The following is a 21,461-nucleotide window of genomic DNA, read 5'->3' as shown; positions in this document are numbered from 1 at the left end:
GTGCCGCGACGGGCTGTCCGAGGAGGATCCCGAGGAGGGCCAGCACCAGCCCGCAGAGCTGTTGCGCGGTGAGCACCTCTCGGGCGATCATCGTGCCGAGCAGCACCCCGGTCACCGGGTTCAGCAACCCGACGAGTCCCACCGTTCCCGCCGACAGGTGCCGCAGTCCGGCGAACCAGGCGACGAAGGCGAGAGCCGTCGCGATGACGCTGAGATAGACGAACCCGAGGATCTCGGGTCCGTCCAGGCTCGGCGGAGCGCCCTCCACCGCGACGGCGAAGGGCAGCAGGACGAGACCTCCGGCGACGAGCTGCCACGAGGTCGAGGAAAGCACGTCGACCTCGGTGCTCCACCTCTTGGCCAGCACGTATCCGAACGACGACATCACCAGGGCCGCGACGGACGCGAGCACACCGAGGGGGGCGACGGCGGCCGCACCGGTGAGCAGCATGAGGCAGACCCCCGCGATACCGACGCCGGCCCCGGCCAGGTGCGGGATCCGCGGGCGCTCCGAGAGCAGTGACCAGGCCAGGAGCATCATCACGATGGGCGACGTCGCCATGATCGTCGAGGCGACGCTCGTCGGAAGCAGCTGGGCCGCCAGGTAGACGAGCGCGAAGAACGCGCTCATGTTGAGAGTCCCGAGGACCAGGGACTTCCACCACCACGTCCCCCGGGGAAGCCTCCTGCCGATGAGGAGGAGCAGCAGTCCCGCGGGCAGCGCCCTGATGACCGCCCCGTACAGCGGGTAGCCGGGCGGGAGGAACTGGTGGGTGACGAAGTAGGTCGTCCCCCACGCGATCGGCGCCATCGCCGTGACCGACGCCCAGCGGAAATTAGCTTCCATGGAAGACAATATAGCTTCCCTGGAAGCTACACTCCAGACATGAGCGAACCCCTGGACCACGTGGCCCGCATCCAGCAGGAATGGGCTCGCGAACGGCCGGACCTGGATGTGAGCCCGCAGGGTGTGATCGGGCGCCTGCACCGCCTCGCCGGACACCTCACCGAACAACTCTGCGTCGTCTACCGGCGCTACGGGCTCGGCGAGGGAGAGTTCGACGTCCTCGCCACCCTGCGACGCGGCGGCCCGCCTTTCGAGCGCGCCCCCGGAGAGCTCGCCGCCTTCACCATGGTCACCACCGGCGCGATGACCAAACGCATCGACCGGCTCGAACGTGACGGGCTGGTCACCCGCCGCCCGAGCGAGAGCGACGGCCGCGGGCGGGTGGTCGCGCTCACCCGCGCGGGCAGGGAACTGATCGACCGGGCGTTCGCCGAGCACATGCGCAACGAACGCCGCCTCCTCGACGAGCTGACCCCCGAGGAGGCCGCACACCTCGAATCACTCCTCACCACCTGGCTGACCCGCTTCGAAGCCCCTCTCCGGACGGACATCTGAACCGATCGCGGGCGGACGAGAACGGGCCCCTGCTCGAAGAGCGAGGGCCCGGTCGTCGTCCGAGGTCGTTCGGACGGTGGACACGTCCGAGGTCGTTCGGACGGACGACCTCACCGGCCTCCCCCGGGCCGTGTCGTCGTCGGGCGTCACTGACGGACCGTCGAGCCCCGGCGTTCCTTGCGGATGTGCAGCTGCGCGGGCACCCGGGTGCGCAACTCGGCGACATGGCTGACGATGCCGACCGCACGACCACCGTCGCGCAGGCCGTCGAGGATGTCGAGCACCCCGTCGAGGGTGTCCTCGTCCAGGGTGCCGAAGCCCTCGTCGACGAAGAGCGTGCCGATCTCCACTCCCCCGGCCTCCGCGCTCACCACGTCGGCGAGGCCGAGGGCGAGGGCGAGCGAGGTGATGAAGCTCTCGCCGCCGGAGAGGGTCGCCGGGTCGCGGCCCACGCCGGTCCAGCTGTCCAGGATGTGCAGGCCGAGCCCGCCGCCGGACCTGCTCCGGTCTCCGGCGGAACGGTCACGGTTGTGCTCCAGGAGATAACGCCCGCCCGACATGTGGTCGAGCCGTTCGTTCGCCGACGCGACCACCTGGCCGAGGCGCTCGCCGAGCACGTACGACGACAGCCGCATCTTCCACCGGTTGTCGGCGGAGTTACCGCCGGTCAGGGTGGCGAGCCGTTCTGTCAGGCGGTGCCGCTCGTCGGCGGGCTCCCAGCGTCGCAGGCATTCGGCCAGCTCGGTGCGGAGCGCGGCCAGCCGGGCGAGGCGGGCCTCGCCCCGGTCCCGTTCGGACAGCAGGCGGGCGTGGGCGGCGTCGGCCGCGTCCCGCGCGTCGCGCAGCCCGGCGAGGTCGGGTTCCGGCTCGGCCGCCGCGGCGACCAGCTCGGGGTCGGCGAGCATCGCGGCGACCGCGGCGCCCTCCTGGGCGAGCTCGCGGAGCCGGGCGGTCTTCTCCCCCCGCTCGCCGGAAGAGCGGAGGGCCGCGCGGGCGTCGTCGAGCCCGAGGAAACCCACCTCGACGACGGCGCCCAGCGCCTGGTTACGGGCCGTCACAAGCTCCTCGGCGGCGATCCGCTCGTCCCTGACCGCCTCGACGGCCTCCCGCAGCAACTCGGCCTCGTCGGCGAGCCGGTCCAGCCTGGCGACCAGCGTCGGATCCTCGCCTCGCGCCTCGTCGAGGCGCCCGGCCAGCCGCTCGGCCTCGGCGGCGAGCCTTTCCGCGTTCGTACGACGGGAGGCCAGCCCGACGGCGAGCTCGCGTGAACGCTCCCCGAGCCGTTCGGACTCGGCGGCGACCCGCTCGGCCTCGGCCGCCAGCACCGTCTCGGCCCGCGCCGACTCGCGCAGCGCGGCCAGTGCCCGCTCCGCCCCGGCGAGCTCGTCCGCGGCGTCCCGTACGGCCAGGCCGGTCCTGTCGCTCGCCTCGCGGTGGGCGGCGGCGAGCTCGATCACGCGGGTCGCGGCGGCGAGCGCGGCGGACAGGTGCACGACCTCCCGTGCCAGGCGGTCGCGGCGGGCCCGCACCGTGGGGTCGGCGCCCCGGGCGTCGTCCAGGCGGGCGGTGAGACGCTCGCGCTCGGTCTGCCGGCTCATGCGGTGGGCGTGACCCTCGGCGAGCCGCCTGGCGATCTCCGCCGCCCGGGTCCTCGCGTCCTCCAGCTCGGCGGTGATCCGCTCCACCTCGGCGGCGAAAGTCTCTTCGCCGCTCGCCGCCGAGGTCAGCGCCTCAAGCTTCCTGCCGGTCTCGGCGAGGATCTCCCCAGCTTCCTCCCCGGTCGTCTCACCCGCGACGGCCAGGGCCTCGTCGAGACGCAAGACCAGCGTCGTGACGGTGTTTCCCGCGGCCTGGCGGCGTTCCATGGCCGCCTCGTAGGCGCTCTGGGCCACGCGCTCGTCGTCGGCGGTGGGTGCCTCGTCGGCCGGGGCTGCGGGAGCGGGGTGTTCGGGTGAGCCGCAGACCGCGCAGGGGTCGCCTGGGGTGAGCTTCGCGGCGAGTTCCGCGGCCATGCCGTCGATCCTGGACTGCCGGATGTCCAGGTGCCGGTCGCGGAGCGTCTGGGCGAAGTCGGCGGCGTCCGTCTGCGCGGCGCGGGCGGACTCCAGTTCGGCGCGGAGAATCTCGCGGCGCCGTGCCGCGGTGAGCACCGCGGTGGCGGTGTCGACGCTCGCCCGCGCCGCCGGGACCCCCGCCGCGGCGGCCCTGGCCTCGCCGAGCCTGGCCGACGCCTCCGCCGACGCGGCGGGCAGCCTCTCCAGGATCTCGCGGACCTCGGCCTCCTCCCGGACCACCTCAGGGAGCTCCGCGTCGAACGCGGCGATCAGCCCGTCGAGCTCGGCCAGCCGGGCCTCCTCGGCCCGCAGTCCCTCCAGTGCGGCCAACTCCCGCCCGCACTCCCTCTCCTGGACGGTGAGAACCTCACGAACCTTCCCGGGGTCGAGGTGTTCACGTATCTCCTTGAGGTCGGGAGCCTTACGGACCTCGTCGGGGTCGAGAGGCCCACCGGGCTCCAGGGCTTCACGGACGTCCTCGAGGCCGAGGGCCTCGCCAACCTCGTCGAGGCCCAAGGGTCCGCGAACCTCGGGAGAGAGGGCGGCCAAGCCGGCGGCGAGGTCGGTGCGGGCCGCGGACAGGTCGGCGGCGAGGTGGTCACGCTGCTCGGCCGCCCGGAGACGGGTTGCGGCGGTCTCCACCGCCGACTCGGCCGCGGGGACGCGGGCCGCGTCCAGGCGTGCGGCGGTGAGGCGTTCGTCCAGTTCACGGCGGAGGCCGGGGAGGACCTCCAGGCGGGCGTCGGCCTCCGCCTGCGCGGCGGCCAGCTCGGCGATCTCGCGAGCGGCCCTCTCACGCTCCTGAACGATTCCCGCCAGGCGTGACTCCTCCGCTCGTAGCTCGCCCAGGCGGGTGATCTCGCTCTGGCGGTCGCGTTCCAGCGCGACCAGGTGGCCGAGCACCGCATGGCGGCGGTCCGCACCGGCATCCGTATGGTCACGGACATCACCGTGAGCGCCTATACCCGCGTGATCACGAGTCTCGCCGTAAACATCGGCGCCCATGTCGGCACGGGTGTCGCCATGAGCGCCACCGCCCGCGTGGGCGCGGGTCTCGTCGCCATGGCCCGCACCCGCCGCACCGTCGCCGTCATGAGCGGTGCCGGTGCGGTCGCGGACGACGCCCCACCGGTCGACGGGAGCACCGAGGAGGGGAAGGGCCCGGGCGACGGCGTCGGCGGCCAGCCGGTGGGCCTTGGACGCGGCCTCGGCGCGCTGCTCGGCGCTCTGGATCAGCGGCAGCACCCGGTCGGCGGCCGCCGCCTCCTCCAGGATGATCTCCAGGTCCGCGCGTTCCTCGGCCGTCTCCTCCAGCGCCCGGCTCCGGGTCAGCGCCTCGGTGTGACGCCGTCGCCGGTCGGCCAGCGCGGCACCGCGCTCCAGGCTCTCGCGCGCCCGCCGTACGGCGGCCTCACCCTCGGCTCCCTGCCCGTCCAGCCGCGCGGCCTCCAGGCGCGCGAGGTCCTCAAGCGCGCGGGCCCACCCCAGCGGGTCGTCCTCCACGGACTTCGCAGGGATCGCGGAGTCCACGGGGTTCCCGGAGTCCACGAGGTTCGCGGAGTCCGTGAACCCCACCGATCCCGCCGGCTCCATCGACTCCGCGGGGAGCTCCGAGTCGGGGAGGGCGTCCAGCGCGGCCAGCAGGGCGGGACCCGCGGCCTCCTCCAGTCGCTTGACGGCGAAGTCGACCTCCTTGCGGAGGGCCTGCTGCTCGCGGTACGCCTCGGTGCGCTGCTCGGCGAGCCAGGACTCGGCGGTGGCGTAGACCTTCACCGAGAACAGGCGCTCCAGGACCCTGCGGCGTTCCTCACCGTCGGCGCGCAGGAACTTGGCGAAGTCTCCCTGGGGCAGCATCGCGACCTGGAGAAACTGCTCGGCGTTCATGCCGAGCAGGGTGCCGACGAACTCCCCGGCCTCGTCGACCCTGGTCGTGAGCCCCACCCACTCCCCGGATGGCGCGAGCTCCTGGAGCAGTGCCTTCTCGTTCTCCCTGGTCGTGCCGGTGCCCCTGAGCTTGGGGCGCTGCCAGGCCGGTGACCGGGTGATCTTCAGCCTGCGGCCCCGCACCGTGACCTCCAGTGCCACGCTGGGCCCACGCCCGGGGGGCGCGTGGTCGCAGCGCAGGCTCTTGGCGCTGTCGCGCCTGCCGGGCACCCTGCCGTACAGGGCGTAGCAGAGCGCGTCCAGCACGGTGGTCTTACCCGCGCCGGTGGGGCCGTGGATCAGGAACAGCCCCGCCTCGGCGAGAGCGTCGAAGTCGACCTGCTCCTCACCGGGAAAGGAGCCGAAAGCGGTGATCCACAGACGGTGCGGGCGCATCTACGCCTTCGCCTCCTTCATACGGGAGAACTCCACGGCCTCCCGCAGCAGCCGGGTCTCAGCGGGGTCGGCGGCCTCACCGCGCACCTCGCGGACGAAGTCGAGGGCGACGTCGATCTCGGGGCGCCCGGCCGCCCTGACACGGGTCACGATCTCCTCGCCACCGCCCTCGGGCTCGAAGGACAGGGCGAGCGTGTGCGGGAAGCGGGCCCTGAGCCGCTCCATCGCGCCCTTGGGCCTGATCCGGTCGACGAGCGTCACCTGAAGCCAGTGCTCCTCGTGACGGGCGTGCTCGGGAGCGGTCAGCAGGTCGTCGATGCGGCCGGTGAGGCGGCTGACCGGCCGGGGCACCGGGGCCTCGACGAACTCGGCGCCCTCGTACCCGCCGGGGCCGATGTCGACCACCCAGGAGCCCTTCGTCTGACCGGCCTCGGAGAAGGAGTAGGCGATCGGGGAACCGGAGTATCGGGCGGTCTCGCTCATCCGCTGGCGGCCGTGCAGGTGGCCGAGCGCGACATAGTCGACGCCGTCGAAGGCGCGCACCGGGACGTGCGCGACGCCTCCCACGCTGATGTCGCGCTCGCTGTCGCTGCCCCGCCCCCCGGTCACGAACGCGTGGGCGAGGACCACCGACCGGGGACCGCGCCGGGCGAGGTCGGCACGGACCAGGGACATAGCGTGCTCGATCGCGGCGGTGTGGGTGCGCTCGGACAGCTCCCAGGGGGCGCGTACCAGCTCGGGCTCCAGGTAGGGGATGCCGTAGAAGGCGACGTCATCGACGACCACCGGCTCGCCGACCCGCCCCGGGTCGGTGCGCAGGTGAACGCCCGCCGCGTCGATGAGGTCGGCGCCGAAGCCGAGGCGGCGGGCCGAGTCGTGGTTGCCGCTGATCAGCACGGTGCGCACGCGGGCGTCGACCAGCCGTCGCAGCGCCTGGTTGCACAGGTCGACCGCGTCGACCGAGGGCAGGGCCCGGTCGTAGACGTCACCGGAGACCGCGACCACGTCGATCCGCTCCGACCTGACCGTCTCGATCAGGTGGTCGACGAAGACGCCCTGGGCCGCCAGGAGGCTCTCCCGGTGGAACGATCGGCCCAGGTGCCAGTCCGATGTGTGCAACACCCGCATGTCGCACGAAGCTAACAGGACTCAGCGACAAATGTGGCCACTCACGTCACGCCGATCCCCCGCTCTGTTCGAGGCTCCCGGCGATGAGTACGCTTGAAGATCGGAAGGAACGATACCGGAGCCAACGACGAGCACGGAGGCGGATCGCCATCGGGGATCGCGGTGACATCCAGGTGGGCCGCGGCGTCCTGAGCGTCGCATCCGGCCTGATCCTGGTGATTCTCGCGACGGTGGGCTACACGCTGCCGCCGCCGTTCGACCCGACCCCTCTGCACGCCGATCCGGTCTTCCAGACCCTTCCCCCCCAGCCGCCGTCCGAGCTCCGGCCGGTCGCCGCGAACAGGCAGATCACCACGCAGGACATCACCGTCACGGCCGAGGACGGTACGCCGCTGGGGGCGACGATCCGCGCGCCGGTCGCCCCGGGGCGGCACCCTGCGCTGGTCTTCGTACAGGGGGCGGGCCCCGGGGTCAGGGGCGAGTTCACCACCCAGGCCGAGTGGCTGGCCAGGTCCGGGATCGTCACCCTCGTCTACGACAAGCGGACCGTGGGCTACGACTTCCTCAAGCGCGACTTCGGCCTCCTCGCCCGCGATGCCCTGCGCGTGCTGAAGGAGCTGCGCTCGCGCGAGGACGTCGACCCGGCCAGGGTGGGACTCTGGGGGGTGAGCGAGGGCAGCTGGGTGGTGCCCATCGCGGCCAACGAGAGCACCGCCGTCGGGTTCACCGTGCTGGTGTCGTCCCCCAACGTCTCCCCCATGCGACAGGTGACGTGGGCGCTGGGCGAGCAACTCCAGCGGCTGTACGCGCCCAGCGGGGTGCGCGAACTGCTCATCCGCGCGATCGGCGCCGTCGACGCGGACTTCCTGCGCTACGACGGCCTGCCCGCGCTGCGCGAGATGCGGCAGCCGGTCCTGGCCCTGTACGGCACGCGAGATCCCTCGATCCCGTTCGTGGAGAGCAGCAAGGCGCTGACCGACGCCCTCACCGAGGGCGGCAACGACGACTACACGATCCGCTACCTCGACCGCGCCGACCACGGCATGCGTTTCCACGGCGGTCCCCTCGTCCCCGACTACCTGCGGACGCTGTCCAACTGGGTGACGGGCCTGCCGGACACGGCCCAGCCCTCGGTGCACATCGCCGGCGCCACACCGGTCCAGCGCCTGGAGGCGAGCGATGTCCCCGCCGCCCCCTGGTACGCCGGGGGCACGATGATCGGCCTGACGCTCTGCCTCGCCGTGGTCGGCTACGTGGTCGGGCCGGTGGCGGAGATGGCCGCGCGACTGCGGGGCCGCGCCACCGCGGCGCAGGCCGACGCCCTGATCTGGCCGCCGATCCGGCGGCGGTTCCGCCGGATGGCGTGGACCGGGGTGGGGCTGCTCGTCTCGGTGGTGGCGTTCATCACGCTGCTCGTGCTGTTCTCGGTCAACCAGGCCGGGGCGTGGCCCGCGGTGCTCGCCGGGTGGCTGGTCATCAGGATCCTGGCACTGCTGATGCTGCTGCAGGAGGTCACGGGCGTGGCGGCCGTCGTGTCGGGACTGCGCGAGGGCTGGCAGCCCTCGCGCCCGCAGAGCTTCGCGGTCGCCGGGGTGCTGGGCGGCACCGGCCTGCTGCTGGTGGCCGCCGCCTACTACGGCCTGTTCTCCTTCCCCTGGTAGGGCCGCTCACCTTTGAGGCCGGGGATCGCGGTCGGGGGACATCGAGGGAAATCGGGGGACGTCGGGGGACGTCAGGGGACACCGTCACGAAGAACGCCCCGGTGGAAAGGCTCGGTCCGGCATCGGCCGGGCCGAGCGGGGGGCGCCTACGGCCGCTTCGCCGGGGCGATCCGGTAGGCGCGGATGACGGTCTGCTCGACGGTATTGCCCGCGGTGTCGGTGGACGTGGCCCGCAGGGACGCGAAGCCTCCGGCGGCGGGGTGCCGCAGGGTGACCGCGCCGTTGTGGACCTTCGTCCGGCTCCAGGTGGCACCGTCGTCGTAGGAGACCTCGACGGCGAGGTCACGGGGCTTGCCCGCGCCGGAGCCCGCCTGCTGCCGTACAGTGACCGGCACGCTGTAGGTCCGGCCGCCCGGTGCGCTGTTGTGCGCGTCCAGCGCGGGAGAGAACCCGATGACGGAGATCGGCAGAGGCAGCGGGCTCTCGCCTCCGACGTGTTCCGAGCGGAAGGTCCAGGCGGTGGAGGTGCGGGTGGACAGGGTGGCCGGGGCGCCCCGCTCGGACTCCGTGACCAGCCGGTAGTCCGCCGCACCCGCGGGGACGGTGAACTCACCCCACGTCGAGGGCTCCTCACCGACCAGGGCACCGTCGCGGTAGAGGGCGATGCGCGCCTTGGTGGTCGCCTCCGGGTCGGCGGGGATCCAGCTCTCCTCCAAACGGGTCTGCCGCAGCGTGTAGCCACCGCCGGGAGAACGGAACTCCTCGCCGCTGACCAGGGTGCTTCCCCACCACGCGCCGTCGTCGGACATGGAGGCCACCGAGGTCGCGGCGGCCAGCAGGAACCGCTTGCCGTCCTGCGCGGCGATCACGCCACGTGTGGCGGGCGGGCTCGGCGGCGCCGCCGAGGTGACGACCGGGGTCGCCGCCGCCGCGCCGGCCAGCCCGAGTCCCAGCGCGCTCCACCAGGCGGCCCGGAGGGGCCGCCGTGCCCGCTTCGTGGCGAACGCGGCGTTCAGTCGTTCGCGTCCCGCCTGTTCCACCTCGGGCGACAGCGGCTGCACGGGCAACAGCTCCCGCACCGCCTGGTAGTCATCCATTGGAACCTCCATGCAGGGGGTTGACGCCGCCCAGGGCGGCGCGGAGCCTCTTACGCACCCGCGACAACCGGGATCCGACGGTGCCGTACGGGATGCCGAGCGCCTTGGACACCTCTTCGTGGCTCAGTTCGCCCAGCGCGCTCAGCATCAGCACGTCCCTGTCGCCGTCGGGCAGCGCCAGCAACTCCCCGGCGAGGCGCCCCTGGGCGTTCAGCGCGTCGACGCGGGTCGCCACGCGCTCCTCGTGGCCGTGCTCCGCGCTGGGCTGTGCCGCGGCACTGCGCCGTAGCGCCGCGAGCCTCCGGGTCTCGGTACGGCGGTGCAGCCCGATCAGGTTGGTGGCGATGCCGTACAGCCAGGGACGTACCTCGCCGCGCTCGGGGTCGAACCGATCGCGCTTCCTGAACGCCGTGAGAAACACCTCGGCGGCGAGGTCGTCGGCGGCCTGCTGGTCGAGTCGCCTGCCCAGGTAGCCGTGGATCTCGCGGAAATGCCGGTCGTAGATCTCACCGAACCGCTCTGGACTACGGAGCGACAGCTCAGGCAGGGCCGCGTCGCTGATCTCCCCCGGCGGATCGGCTCGGCCGGCCGGACGTGTCACTTTGGCAGTCACGCCTTCTACTCAACCGATGGGGCATTTCGCTTTCACAGCCCTTTTCACCGACAAGCAGACCTGCCTAGAGACAGCCGTCGAGCCAGCGGTCCATCTCAGCGAGGACGCGCCTGCGGACCGGCTCGGGTGACAGGACCAGGTCGTGTATCCCGCCTCGCACCCGGACGCACGTCACGTGTGACCCGATGCTGGTCGACCAGCGGGCGATCTGGCCCGGGTCGAGCACGACGTCCGCCTCCTGGGCCTCGGGCATGAAGGCGCGCAGCCGCAGGCCCTTCTCCGCGCAGAGCACCAGCACCGGCACGTCCACCCGGAGGCCGTCGTGCAGCCTGCGCTGTGCCCGGCGGATCGCCCCCAGCCAGGCCGCGTGCACCGGGAACCCTCCGATGGGCTTCCACTCCAGGTCGAAGTCCCACTCGCCGTGGTGGCTGCGGTGCAGGCTCGTGCCGTACGCGGTCGCGCTCACCAGGGGCAGGACCGCGCGGGCGGGCAGCCTGGACAGCTGCCCGCGCAGCAGGTCCGCGGCGATCCGCACGGGAACGGGGACGTTGAGGTCGAGGAAGGGACTGTTGAGCACCAGCGCCTGGACGAGGCCCCGGCCGCGGACCCGGTCGGCCCAGAGCGGGGCGATCAGGCCGCCGGTGGAGTGGGCGTTGAGGACGACGCGATCGTGCCCGTCGCGCTCGCGGATGACGCGTATCGCCTCGTCGATCTCCGGGAAGTGCTCGGTGACGCTGCGCACGAACCCGCGGGTCTGGTGCGGCAGCAGCGAGCGGCCGTACTTGCGCAGGTCGAGGCCGTAGAAGTCGAAGCCCCTCGCGACGAAGTGGTCGGCCAGATGGGTCTGGAAGAAGTAGTCGGTGAAGCCGTGCACGTAGAGCACGGCGCCGCGGGCGGGCTCGGGAGCCCGTCGCCGCACCAGCGAGGCCACCACCGGGCCCTCGTCGTCGTCGGCCATCGGCAGGACTGTGAGCTCGTAGTCGGGACCGAGAACGTCGGGCATGACGGTCAGGGTAGTTCGTGCGGATCATCCGGCCGCATCGGGACCTCCCGAAGGGCACCGGGATCTCTCGAAGGACGTTGGGGCCTCCCGAAGGACATCGGGGCCTCGCGGGGGAAGAGGGCCGGGGCGGTTCGTCAGGGAAGACCATGGCGTCCTCGGTGGCACCGAGTGTGCGTGAGCGGTCGAGGATCACCGTGGCGACGCCGTGATTCGATCTCAGCGAAACCCTGATCGAAACCTATTGCAGTAGAAATGATGCGATATAGGGGTATTAGCTTCTCGGGTTGTTCACCCGCTTGTCGCCCGCGACCTGGTTTCGCCCCCCTACCATCTCCCTGCGGCGGTCAAGCGCGAGGAAACGGGGAGCAATTGCGGGACAGATCAAAGCCGCCCGGCGTCGGTGCGGTCATCGGCTGGACGGCACTGGCCGCCGTCGCCCCGGGCGCCGCGCACCTGCGCGCCGGATGGCGCAGGACGGGACTGGCGATCCTGTGCGCGTACACGGCACTGCTGCTCGCCCTGCTGTGGGTCGCGCTCACCTCCGACCTCGCCGACCTCGCCGGGCGACTGGTCACCTCCCCCTGGCTGACCGTCGTCACGGTGGCCTCCCTCGCGCTCGGCGTCGCCTGGTTCACGCTGATCGTGCACTCGTTCGTGGTGATGAACCCCGGCACGCTGCCCAGTACGGGGCAGGCGATCGCCGGAGGCGTGGCGGGGACGCTCGCGGTGGCCGTGCTCCTGCCGTTCGGCCTGGTCGGACAGTACGCGGCGGTCTCGCAGTCGGCACTGGACGACGTCTTCAACGCCCCGTCCACACCGCGTCCCGCGCGCGACGGGGACGGCCGCGAGGAGGACCCCTGGGCGGGCCGCGACCGGGTGAACATCCTGCTGCTCGGCGGCGACGCCGACACCCACCGGGTGGGCGTGCGGACCGACAGCATCAACGTGGCCAGCATCGACGTCAAGTCCGGCAACACCGTGCTGCTGAGCCTGCCGCGCAACCTGGAGAACGTCCGCTTCGTCCCCGGCTCCCCCATGGCGAGACGCTTTCCCGACGGGTTCCGGCTCCCGGCCAACCCCGACGGCTCGCGCGAGGACCTGCTCTTCGCGATCTGGGAGTACGCCGACTCGCATCCGGAGATCTTCGGGGGCCGGAAGAACCAGGGCACCAGGACGCTCGTCGACACGGTCGGCTACACGCTCGGTCTGAAGATCGACTGGTACGCCCTGGTCAACATGTGGGGGTTCGCCCGGCTGATCGACGCGATCGGAGGCGTGACGCTCACCGTTCCCCAGGACGTGGTCTTCGGCAAGTACGACGAGGGCCTGGTCAAGGCCGGAACCCGCAAACTGCGCGGCGCCGACGCGATGTGGTTCGCCCGCTCGCGCACCAACAGCGACGACTACACCCGGATGGGACGCCAGCGCTGCGTGCTGGGCGCGCTGCTCTCCCAGTCGGACCCGGCGACCGTACTGTCCAGGTTCAACCAGGTCGCGCTCGCCACCAAGGAACTGCTGCGGACCGACATCCCGCGCCCGATGCTGGAGCACCTCGTCCCGCTGGCGTTGAAGGTCAAGAACGCGAAGGTGACCAGCGTCCAGTTCGTCCCACCGCTGATCAACACCGGCTACCCCGACTGGACCAAGATCCGTACGGTCACCGCCAAGGCCCTGCGCGCCTCGGTCGTCACCCGGCGCCCTCTCACCGCCACCGCGGCCCCCGGCGCCACCCCGAAGGCCACGGCCGAGCGAGAGCCCACCCGCACCCCCCAGGCTGCGGCTGAGCGAGGGCCCACCCGCACCCCCCTCCCGGGAACGAGCGCCACGGCGACACCGGATCCGACCGCTCCCAAGGGCATCACCGAAGGCTGCGGCTGAGCGAGGGCCCACCCGTCTCAGGACACCGGCTCTCCTGGCGACGGCCCTCCGGACGACGGCCGAGGCGCGACCGGGTTCCCCGGACAGGCCGGGGCGCGGTCGACCTCCCGCACGATCCGTCACCGGGCCCTCGGCCACCACATGGCGGGCCGGTGCTCCGGCTTGCACGCCGGGAAGCGCGTCAAGCCAGGTACGACTCCCTGGACAGGCGACGGACCCGGTCCTCGTCGATGCGGTGACCCAGACCCGCCTGGGTGAGCGGCACGGCCACCACGCCGCCCGAGGCGCCGACCGGCGGGTCGACGATCTGCGCGCTGCGCGGCGGCTCGGCCACGTCGCAGGGCAGGTCACAGCCGGGCAGGCTGGCCGCGGCGACGGTGGCCGCGCGGGCCAGCCCGGTGCCCTTTCCTCCCGCGCAGGCGATCTCCCATCCGGCGCGCACCGCGCGGTCGTGCACCCGCCGCACCTCGCGCAGGGAGCCGAGGGCCGCGGGACGGAGCAGCAGTGCCCGGCCCGCCCTCGCGGTGACCGCCTCGTCCAGTTGCTCGGCCGAGGAGACCTCGAGCAGCACCGGGGCGGCGACGCGCTCCTGCAGGTCGGCGTGGTCGCCGAGACTCGCGAGACCGGCGAAGGGGCGTTCGATGACGGAGAGCGTGTAGGCGTCCAGCGCCTCGAGGGCGTCGATGTCGGTGTAGGCGCCGCGGGCGTCCACGCCGATGCCCAGCGCCGGGTACGCCTGACGGACGGCGCGCAGCGGCTCGATGTCCCAGCCTGGGTGAACATCCAGGGTCACGTGGGCGTACCCGGCGCAGACGTGCCGGTTCACCCGCGCGACCAGGCTCTCCAGATTGCGCTCCGCACCGATCCTGACGGTGGCCATGAGCGAGGTGCGGGTGCCGCCCAGCGCGTGGGCGAGCGGCACCCCGCGCATCTTCGTCCACAGATCCCAGCAGGCCATGTCGGCGGCCGAGCCTCCGGGAACCGAACCCAGCTCGTCGGGATGCTCCCAGTCGACGCCGATCAGCGCCTGCGCGAGCCCTTCCTCCAGCGCGACCCAGGTCTTGGGGTCGGCGTCGACGACCTCGCCCCACCCGGTCATCCCGCCATAGTCGGTGAGCCGGACGAGGATGCTCTCCGGCCGCCTGCCGTACGGCAGTATCAGCCGGAACACCTCAAGCTCACGAATACGCGGCATGGACCCCTCGATCTCTCCGAGCCCGAAGAACCTCGGACTCCGGCGACTTTCAGTGCCCGGAGAAGCCGGGCCAGGAAACGCGAATCCCGCCCGAAGGCGGGACTCCCCCTCAACACCACGAAGAACGGCGTTCTTCCCATGGTGCCACGGCGTCTGGTGAACGCCTCCGGCGCGGAAGGGGATTCGGTGGAGGGGTGGAGAGACTCACCCCCTCCACCTGAGGTGTCGGACGCGCAGGGGGCTTCGAAGCGCAGAGACGAGCAGACCTCAAGTCCTGGGCAGGACCCGGCCGGCGACGAATGCCCCGGTGGCCGCCATCAGCGCCGTCAGCCCGAAACAGAGCACGTAGACGGCGACCGAGGCGCCCAGGGCCGCGAGGAGAGCCCCGGTGATCGCTACGGCGACGACCGTGTAGACCGACTCGGCGACACCGAGCGACGCGCTGTTCTCCCCCTCCTCGCCTGGGGGCGACAGCTCCAGGATGAGCACGGAAAGCGTCGGATAGACGATGCCCATACCGAGGCCCAGGATGATCTCGCCGAGGAAGGCGGTGGCGACCGGGACGACGGCGAAGACGGTCAGGCCCATCAGCGCGAGGCCCGTGGCGATCAGCACCGAGCCGGAACGCAGCACCACAACCCGGTCGAACCGCTTACGCCCCACCACCCAGGATCCGAACGACCAGCTCAGCGCGCCGCCGGTCAGGGTGAGCCCGGCCATCGTCAGCGACAGGCCGCGCTCCTGGTTCAGCATCAGCGGCAGGAACGCCTCGCCGCCGATGGCCGCGCCCGCCGCGATCCCTCGCAGGGAGATCACCGAGGGCAGCCCACGGGCCGCGCGCAGGGTTCCCGGCGGGAGCAGCCGGGGCAGTGCCGCGATCAGCATGGCCAGGCCGGCGGCGAGCAGGACGAACCCGGTGCCGCGCGCCGTGCCACCGTCCCCCGTGAGCGCCGACGCCCCGTACTGCATGAGCGCCGCCCCTGCCGCGACGAGCAGCGCCCAGCCCAGTCGGCGCGCGATCGAGGACCGGGCGCCGGACGGCCGCTCCGTCGCCGTCCCCGGCTCCGTCGCCGCTCCTGCGCCCGCCCCAGACACCGCCGCGCCCACGCCGACCCCCGGCACCGGCTCCATCACCGGCCCCGCGCCTGCCCCCGACACCGGCACTGGCCTCGACACCGACACCGACACCGGTTCCGTCTCGGCCTTCTCCGGCCTCGCCATCGGCGCGGAGGCCAGCCCGCGCCAGAGCAGCAGCGCCGCCGGGAGGAGGATTCCCGTCACGCCGATGAAGACCCAGCGCCAGCCCACGTTCTCCACCACGACGCCGGTGATCGCGGGTCCCACCATGGAGGGCACCACCCAGGCGGTCGCGAAGATCGAGAACACCCGGGGATGAAGCTCCGCCGGGTAGGACCGCGAGACCAGCACGTACATCGAGACCTGCAGGATGCCCGCGCCGAATCCCTGCACGAACCGGCCCACGATGAACACGTCCATCGTCGGCGCCGCACCGGCGACGACCAGCCCGACGGCGAAGATCGCCACCCCGGTCCAGAGCGGCGCGACCGGCCCCCTGCGGTCGCCCCACCACCCGCCCAGCACCGTCGCGACCACCCCGGCCGCCAGCGCCCCGCTGAACGCCAGCCCGTACAGCGCGTGACCGTCCAACTCGTCTGCCACGACCGGCATGGCGGTGGCCACCGCGAGATACTCGAAGGCGGCCAGGAAGATGAGGGCCACCATCCCGACCGTGAGAGCGCGGTGGCTCCGGGCGAATATCCCGGCGGGAGGCTTGTCGGTCATCACGGTGGTCATGGGGTCGACGGTACGGCCACCGCGCGGCGGCAGGCATCGGCCCCCGGATCAGCCCTTGGTCGTAGGACCGGCGTCCGCCGACGCGGGAGGCCAGGCTCGGGGCACCCATACCGTTTCACATCGATTCTGGCCGCTGCCCACGACGCGGGAGGCCAGGCCAAGCGGCGAAGCGGCGAAGCGGCGAAGCGGCGAAGCGGCGAAGCGGCGAAGAATATTAACGACCGGTCGGTCATATTGTTTGCTAGAGTTCCGGGCATGATCGACGGACGACTCCAGCGCGGGGAGCGCACTCGCCGGACGGTCCTCGACGCCGCCGTCCGGCTCGCCTCGGTCGAAGGACTCGACGGTCTGTCACTCGCCCGGCTGACCGCGACACTCGACGTGAGCAAGTCCGGACTTTTCACTCATTGGCCCGACAAACAATCGCTTCAACTCGCGATCGTGGAACACGCCAGAAAACAGTGGACCGAGCACATCATCGAGCCCGCCCTGCGCGGCCCCCGGGGGGTGCGCAGGCTGTGGACCCTGCATGAGCGCCGCATCGACTTCTACCGCGCGAGACACCTGCCCGGCGGCTGCTTCTTCGGCGCCGTCGACGGCGAGTTCGACGACCGCCCCGGCCCGGTCCACGACGCCATCGCCGACGCCGTCGGCAGCTGGATGAACCTGCTGACCCGGCTCAGCGAGCTGGCGATCGAGCTGGGCGATCTGCGACCCGGCACCGACCCCGCCCAGCTCGCCTTCGAGATCGAAGCACTCGGCTCGGTCGTGGTCGTCCACACCCACCTGCTCAAACGCGAGCACAGCTACCGGTTCGCGCGCACGGCCGTCCTCGAACGGCTCCGTTCCCTCTCGACCGACCCCTGCGTCCTCCCGGAGACCTGAATGACGACCGTCCTGCGGAGCGGGCACATCCAGCCCGTCCAGATCCACTTCGACGACCTCGACGCGATGGGCGTCGTCCACAACGCCCGCTACGTCCTGCTTCTCGAGCGGGCGCTGTCCGACTACTGGGCCGAGCGGGGATGGCCCTTCGACCCCGCCCGGTCGCACTTCGCCGAGATCTTCTTCGTGGTACGCGAGTTCTCCATCACCTACCACATGCCGATCAACACCGTGGGCGAGGCCGCGGTGCACTTCTGGCTGGAACGCCTGGGCACCACCAGCGTGGTGTACGGCTTCCGCGTGCTGTCGGCCGACCACACGGTCGTGCACGCCGAGGGCCGCCGGGTCCAGGTCAGGCTCGACCCGGCCACGCTGCGGCCGAGCCCGATGAGCGAGCCCTTGCGCGACTCCCTCAAGCAGTTGCTCGCCCCCACGCCCTGACCGCGCCACAAGCCGATCCGCGTCGTTCACGCCACGGACCGCGCCACGAACCGGTCCAGGTCGCTCACATCGCGGATCGCGCCACGGCCCGATCCAGGTTCCTCAGGCCGCGGACCCGCGAACGGCGAGCCGGGGCCGTCCCCTGACGCCCCGGTGAGGGCGGGCCCCCGTGGCCCTACCGCCCTCACCGGGACGGGATCAGGTGGCGGTGCGCTCCAGCCTGCGCTCGGCCCACTGGCCGATGTCGCGGCGCTCGATCGCCGCGGCCATCAGGTCGGGGAAGGCGTCGGGAGTGCAGGCGAAGGCGGGCACCCCCATCGCCGCGAGCGCCGCGGCGTTGTCATGGTCGTAGAAGGGCGCCCCCTCGTCCGAGAGGGCGAGCAGCACGATCACCTGGACACCGGACGCGGTCATCTGGGCGACCCTGCGGAGCATCTCCTCCCGTACGCCCCCCTCGTAGAGGTCGCTGATCAGGATGAAGATCGAGTCATTGGGCCGGGTGATGAGCCCCTGGCTGTAGGCGATGGCCCGGTTGATGTCGGTGCCGCCGCCGAGCTGGGTGCCGAACAGCAGTTCCACCGGGTCGTGGAGCTGGTCGGTGAGATCGACGACCGCCGTGTCGAAGACGACCAGCGAGGTCCTCAGCGAGCTCATCGAGGCGAGCACCGCGCCGAAGACGCTCGAATAGACGACGGAGGCGGCCATCGACCCGCTCTGGTCGATGCAGAGCACGACCTCGCGCTGAACCGCCCGCTGGCGCCTGCCGTAACCGACGAGCCTGGACGGGATCACCGTGTTGCGCTCGGGCAGGTAGTTCTTCAGGTTGGCCCGGATCGTGCGGTCCCAGTCGATGTCGGCGACCCGCTTGGGCCGGTGGGTCCTCGCCGAGCGGTCCAGGGCGCCGGTCACCGCGGCCTTCGTCTTCTGCACCAGTTTCCGCTCCAGCTCGGAGACGACCTTGCGGACCAGCGCCCTGGCCGACTCGCGCGCCTTCTCCGGCATCACCCGGTTGAGTGAGAGGAGCGTGCCGACCATGTGGACATCCGGCTCGACGGCTTCCAACATCTCCGGCTCCATCAGCAGCCGGGTCAGGTTCAGTCGCTCGACGGCGTCCTTCTGCATGACCTGGACGACGGTCGAGGGGAAGTAGGAGCGGATGTCGCCCAGCCAGCGCGCCACCCTGGGTGCGGAGGCGCCCAGGCCACCGCTCCGCTCCGACCCCTCGCCGCCGCCGTTGTACAGGGCGGCCAGCGCGCCGTCCATCTGGGCGTCGGTCCCGGTGAGCGAGCACCCCGTGCCGTCCGCGTCGCCGCCCAAAACCATTCGCCAGCGGCGAAGTCTCTCATCCATCGGCGCTGCCCGTCCTTCCAGAGATCGCCGGTCCCAGAATCGTCAGCACGGTCCGCACGGCCGCCGCCGCGCGCTCCTCGTCGAAGTCCTCCGCGTCCGGCGCGAGGTCGCCGGTGCCCGCGTCCAGGGAGCGGACGCGCGAGCCGATCGAGCGCCGCTCCGGGGCGGCGAAGGCGCCGAACGTCCTGCGGAGCAGGGGGAGCACATCGACGAAGGTCTCGGGGGCGAGCCCGGTGAGCCACTCGTCGATCAGTCCGAGCAGCCGGGGGTCGTGCACGAGCAGCAGCCCGCCTCCCGACAGGAACCCCTCGATCCAGGCGGCCGCCCTGGCCGGCGGGTGTCCCGCCGACATCGCCCGCGACATCCGTCGCCCGACCTCGGCCGTGTCGAGGTCGGCGGCGTCCAGCAGGATCCTGGTGAGCCGTCCCTCGATGAGCCCGTGCAGGTCGGCGCGGCCGCAGGCCCCGCGCAGCGCCACCAGCCACCGCTCTCGCGGCGCTTCCTCCCCGACCTTCCCGGACTCCCCGGAACCCCACTCGGTGGCACGGGCACCGTCCGGATTGGTGGGGCCGGTGTCGAGCAGGGCGACGGCGGCGTGGACGGCGTCGATGTGCCGGATCAGGTCGCGGGCGGCGTCGTCGTCGAGACCGGTGACGGCGCCACCCAGGCCGACGCAGATCCTGGTGAGCATCGCCTCCACGATGGTGGCCAGGCCGGTGGCCGGGGTGCCGCGCACGTCGCCGTAGCGCTGGGCGCGGACCATCGCCGGGAGCGCGTCCATCAGGTGCGTGACGTCGTTGTCGAGAGCGGCCCGCGCCGAGAGGGCGTCGAGCACGTGCGGCAGCGCTTCCGGCAGGTCGGCGACGAGGCAGCGCTCCACCAGGCCGGTGAGCCCGGCCAGCGTCACACCGCCACCGGCGGTGCCCCGCTTTCCGCCTCCCGGACCGGCCGTCCCCGGAGCACCGCCTCCCGGACCGGCCGCGCCGCCGGGTGCTCCTCCCCCGTCGGCGAGGTCTCGGACGCGCGCGGCGGCGGCGGCCGGGACGGTCGTACCCCAGGAGCTCGCCTCGATCAGGTCGATGTCGAACTCGGGCCGCCAGGCGAGCGACCACGACTCGCGGAAGGTGCCCTTGCTCCGGCTCTCCTGGGGGGTGCCCCAGCCGACGCCGAGCAGGCGCAGCCGGTGCAGCAGCCTGCTGCGCTCCAGGTCGAGCGGTTTGCGCAGGTCGAGGTCGTACTCCCGATCGAGCGCCTCGGGCTTGAGCCTCACCCGCCGCTGCTCCTCGCGCAGGTGACGCTGGAGAGGGACCATCGGGGTGTCGTCGGGCACACTGCCGAGCCGCTCCCCCACGACCATACGCCGCTGGATCAGCTCGACCGGCAGGTCGTCGCCCTCGCACAGCACCGCCCTGACCGCCTCGGTGACCTCGGCCAGCCCGGCCAGCGGCCGTCCCCTGAGCACGGCCAGGCTTTCCGCGAGCCGGACCGCCTCGATGACGTGCGCGGAGGAGACCGGCAGGTCCTCCTCGCGGAGCACCCCGGCCGCCCCGGTCAGCCATCGCTCGACCGGCCGGTCGGGGGAGGCGAACAGGTGGTCGTACCAGCCCGGGGAGGTCACTCCCGCGCCGTACCCGCTCCAGGCGGCCAGCCGCCCGTACGTCCACGGCACCCAGGTCATCTCGGCCTTGACCTTGGGCAGCCCTCTGAGCAGCGCGTCGTCGGCCTTCGCCGTGGGCAGCCCGGCTCCCCAGGGCGCGCCCTCGCGCGATGTGCCCGCCAGCGCGGGGACGTGCCAGGCCCCGCAGACCACGGCGATCCGCTCGAACCCGTCTTTCACCGCTCTGCGGATCGTGCGCCGCATGAAGGCTTCGCGCCGCGCCTCGTACGCGTCGGCGACGTGCCCCTCGCGGACGGCCTCCATCGCTTCGGCGATCATGTGGAACGGGGTATCGCCACGGTGCTCGACCGCGTCCTCCCACCACCGCTCCGGGTCGTCGTACCCGGCGGCGCGCGCGAGGGTCCCGATCGGATCGATCCGTACGGACTCCGGAGCGCCGTCCGCCTCGTCCTCCGTGCCGCCGTCCGTGTCGCCGTCCGCCTCGCCGTCGTGGGCCGCTTCGTCCCGGGTGTCGGGGACCTTGTCGTCCGGTCCTCGCGCTCCGGCGTCCTCCGGTGCCTCCCGCTGCCTGCGCTCCCCTGGCCCGGCGTCACCGGGCTCGCCAGGACGGGAGGCGAGGCCGTGCACGGCCGGCAGGTCACAGAAGCGGACCGGGATGTCCGCCGCGACGGCGTGGCGGATCGCCTGCCACTCGGGGGAGAACACCGCGAACGGCCAGAACGCGGCCCTGGACGGCTCACCCGGTACGTGGGCGAGCAACGCGACCGGCGGCCGCAGGTCGGGATCACGGGCCAGCCTGACCAGCTCGTCCGCCTCGGGCGGGCCCTCGATGAGAACGACGTCCGGCTTGAGGCGTTCGAGCTCGTCGCGCAGGGACCGCGCCGACCCCGGGCCGTGGTGCCGGATTCCCAGCACGGAGACGCTCATCGGCGTCCCCCGCCCGGCAGGGAAGGCGCGACCGGCGGCGTCGCCGGCGCGAAGACCGGGAACGCGCCCGTCTCG

The 21,461-nt window shown here is 72.4% G+C and carries 14 protein-coding genes and 1 pseudogene; 5 read left to right on the top strand and 10 right to left on the bottom strand.

Annotation, left to right across the window (positions count from 1 at the left end; genetic code table 11):
• Positions 1 to 31 precede the first annotated feature (31 nt).
• Positions 32 to 811, bottom strand: a pseudogene (locus ABZ664_RS20465) (EamA family transporter); the annotation flags it as partial.
• Between the two features lie 75 nt (positions 812 to 886).
• On the opposite strand from ABZ664_RS20465, the gene ABZ664_RS20460 reads away from it, so the two are divergent.
• The gene (locus ABZ664_RS20460; protein WP_362511820.1) at positions 887 to 1,402 is read left to right on the top strand and encodes a MarR family transcriptional regulator; all 516 of its coding nucleotides are present in this window, start codon (positions 887 to 889) and stop codon (positions 1,400 to 1,402) included.
• A gap of 146 nt (positions 1,403 to 1,548) precedes the next feature.
• Here ABZ664_RS20460 and ABZ664_RS20455 read toward each other — a convergent pair whose 3' ends face one another.
• Together ABZ664_RS20455 and ABZ664_RS20450 are read right to left on the bottom strand one after the other, a co-directional pair.
• On the bottom strand, positions 1,549 to 5,775 hold the full coding sequence (locus ABZ664_RS20455) for an AAA family ATPase (protein ID WP_362511817.1): 4,227 nt from the start codon (positions 5,773 to 5,775) through the stop codon (positions 1,549 to 1,551).
• Positions 5,776 to 6,903 (bottom strand): exonuclease SbcCD subunit D, encoded by a 1,128-nt coding sequence (locus ABZ664_RS20450; RefSeq protein ID WP_362511815.1) that lies wholly within the window; start codon positions 6,901 to 6,903, stop codon positions 5,776 to 5,778.
• An 83-nt stretch (positions 6,904 to 6,986) separates the two neighbouring features.
• Between ABZ664_RS20450 and ABZ664_RS20445 the strand changes: the two genes are divergently transcribed.
• Positions 6,987 to 8,564, top strand: coding sequence for a prolyl oligopeptidase family serine peptidase (locus ABZ664_RS20445; protein ID WP_362511812.1), 1,578 nt, complete (start codon positions 6,987 to 6,989; stop codon positions 8,562 to 8,564).
• Positions 8,565 to 8,710: 146 nt separating this feature from the next.
• On the opposite strand, the gene ABZ664_RS20440 is transcribed toward ABZ664_RS20445, so the two are convergent.
• From ABZ664_RS20440 to ABZ664_RS20430, 3 genes are all read right to left on the bottom strand, one after another.
• Complete coding sequence (locus ABZ664_RS20440) at positions 8,711 to 9,661, bottom strand: hypothetical protein (RefSeq protein WP_362511809.1); 951 nt, start codon at positions 9,659 to 9,661, stop codon at positions 8,711 to 8,713.
• The gene (locus ABZ664_RS20435) at positions 9,654 to 10,274 is read right to left on the bottom strand and encodes an RNA polymerase sigma factor (protein ID WP_362511806.1); all 621 of its coding nucleotides are present in this window, start codon (positions 10,272 to 10,274) and stop codon (positions 9,654 to 9,656) included. Before ABZ664_RS20435 ends, ABZ664_RS20440 begins: the two co-directional genes overlap by 8 nt.
• A 64-nt stretch (positions 10,275 to 10,338) precedes the next feature.
• Positions 10,339 to 11,277: an alpha/beta hydrolase gene (locus ABZ664_RS20430; RefSeq protein ID WP_362511803.1), complete on the bottom strand. Its 939-nt coding sequence runs from the start codon at positions 11,275 to 11,277 to the stop codon at positions 10,339 to 10,341.
• A gap of 369 nt (positions 11,278 to 11,646) precedes the next feature.
• Here ABZ664_RS20430 and ABZ664_RS20425 point away from each other — a divergent pair, with 369 nt between their 5' ends.
• The gene (locus ABZ664_RS20425; RefSeq protein WP_362511800.1) at positions 11,647 to 13,155 is read left to right on the top strand and encodes an LCP family protein; all 1,509 of its coding nucleotides are present in this window, start codon (positions 11,647 to 11,649) and stop codon (positions 13,153 to 13,155) included.
• Positions 13,156 to 13,336: 181 nt separating this feature from the next.
• Here the strand turns inward: ABZ664_RS20425 and ABZ664_RS20420 are convergent, their stop codons facing one another.
• Together ABZ664_RS20420 and ABZ664_RS20415 are read right to left on the bottom strand one after the other, a co-directional pair.
• On the bottom strand, positions 13,337 to 14,350 hold the full coding sequence (locus ABZ664_RS20420; RefSeq protein WP_362511797.1) for an enolase C-terminal domain-like protein: 1,014 nt from the start codon (positions 14,348 to 14,350) through the stop codon (positions 13,337 to 13,339).
• A 267-nt stretch (positions 14,351 to 14,617) separates the two neighbouring features.
• Entirely contained in the window at positions 14,618 to 16,165 is a 1,548-nt protein-coding gene (locus ABZ664_RS20415) for an MFS transporter (protein ID WP_362511795.1), read from the bottom strand.
• A gap of 255 nt (positions 16,166 to 16,420) precedes the next feature.
• Between ABZ664_RS20415 and ABZ664_RS20410 the strand changes: the two genes are divergently transcribed.
• Positions 16,421 to 17,050 carry a TetR/AcrR family transcriptional regulator gene (locus tag ABZ664_RS20410; protein ID WP_362511792.1) on the top strand — a complete coding sequence of 210 codons (630 nt, stop codon included), beginning with the start codon at positions 16,421 to 16,423 and terminating at the stop codon, positions 17,048 to 17,050.
• Complete coding sequence (locus tag ABZ664_RS20405) at positions 17,051 to 17,491, top strand: thioesterase family protein (protein ID WP_362511789.1); 441 nt, start codon at positions 17,051 to 17,053, stop codon at positions 17,489 to 17,491.
• Positions 17,492 to 17,689: 198 nt separating this feature from the next.
• Here the strand turns inward: ABZ664_RS20405 and ABZ664_RS20400 are convergent, their stop codons facing one another.
• On the bottom strand, positions 17,690 to 18,841 hold the full coding sequence (locus ABZ664_RS20400; protein ID WP_350944177.1) for a VWA domain-containing protein: 1,152 nt from the start codon (positions 18,839 to 18,841) through the stop codon (positions 17,690 to 17,692).
• Entirely contained in the window at positions 18,834 to 21,386 is a 2,553-nt protein-coding gene (locus ABZ664_RS20395) for a DUF5682 family protein (RefSeq protein ID WP_362511785.1), read from the bottom strand. The genes ABZ664_RS20400 and ABZ664_RS20395 overlap by 8 nt, the downstream gene beginning before the upstream one ends.
• Positions 21,387 to 21,461: the final 75 nt, after the last annotated feature.

Source organism: Streptosporangium sp. NPDC006930, assembly GCF_040635605.1.
Lineage (GTDB): Bacteria > Actinomycetota > Actinomycetes > Streptosporangiales > Streptosporangiaceae > Streptosporangium.
Note: the sequence above shows the minus strand (reverse complement) of the source record. Positions and strands in the feature narration are given on the sequence as shown.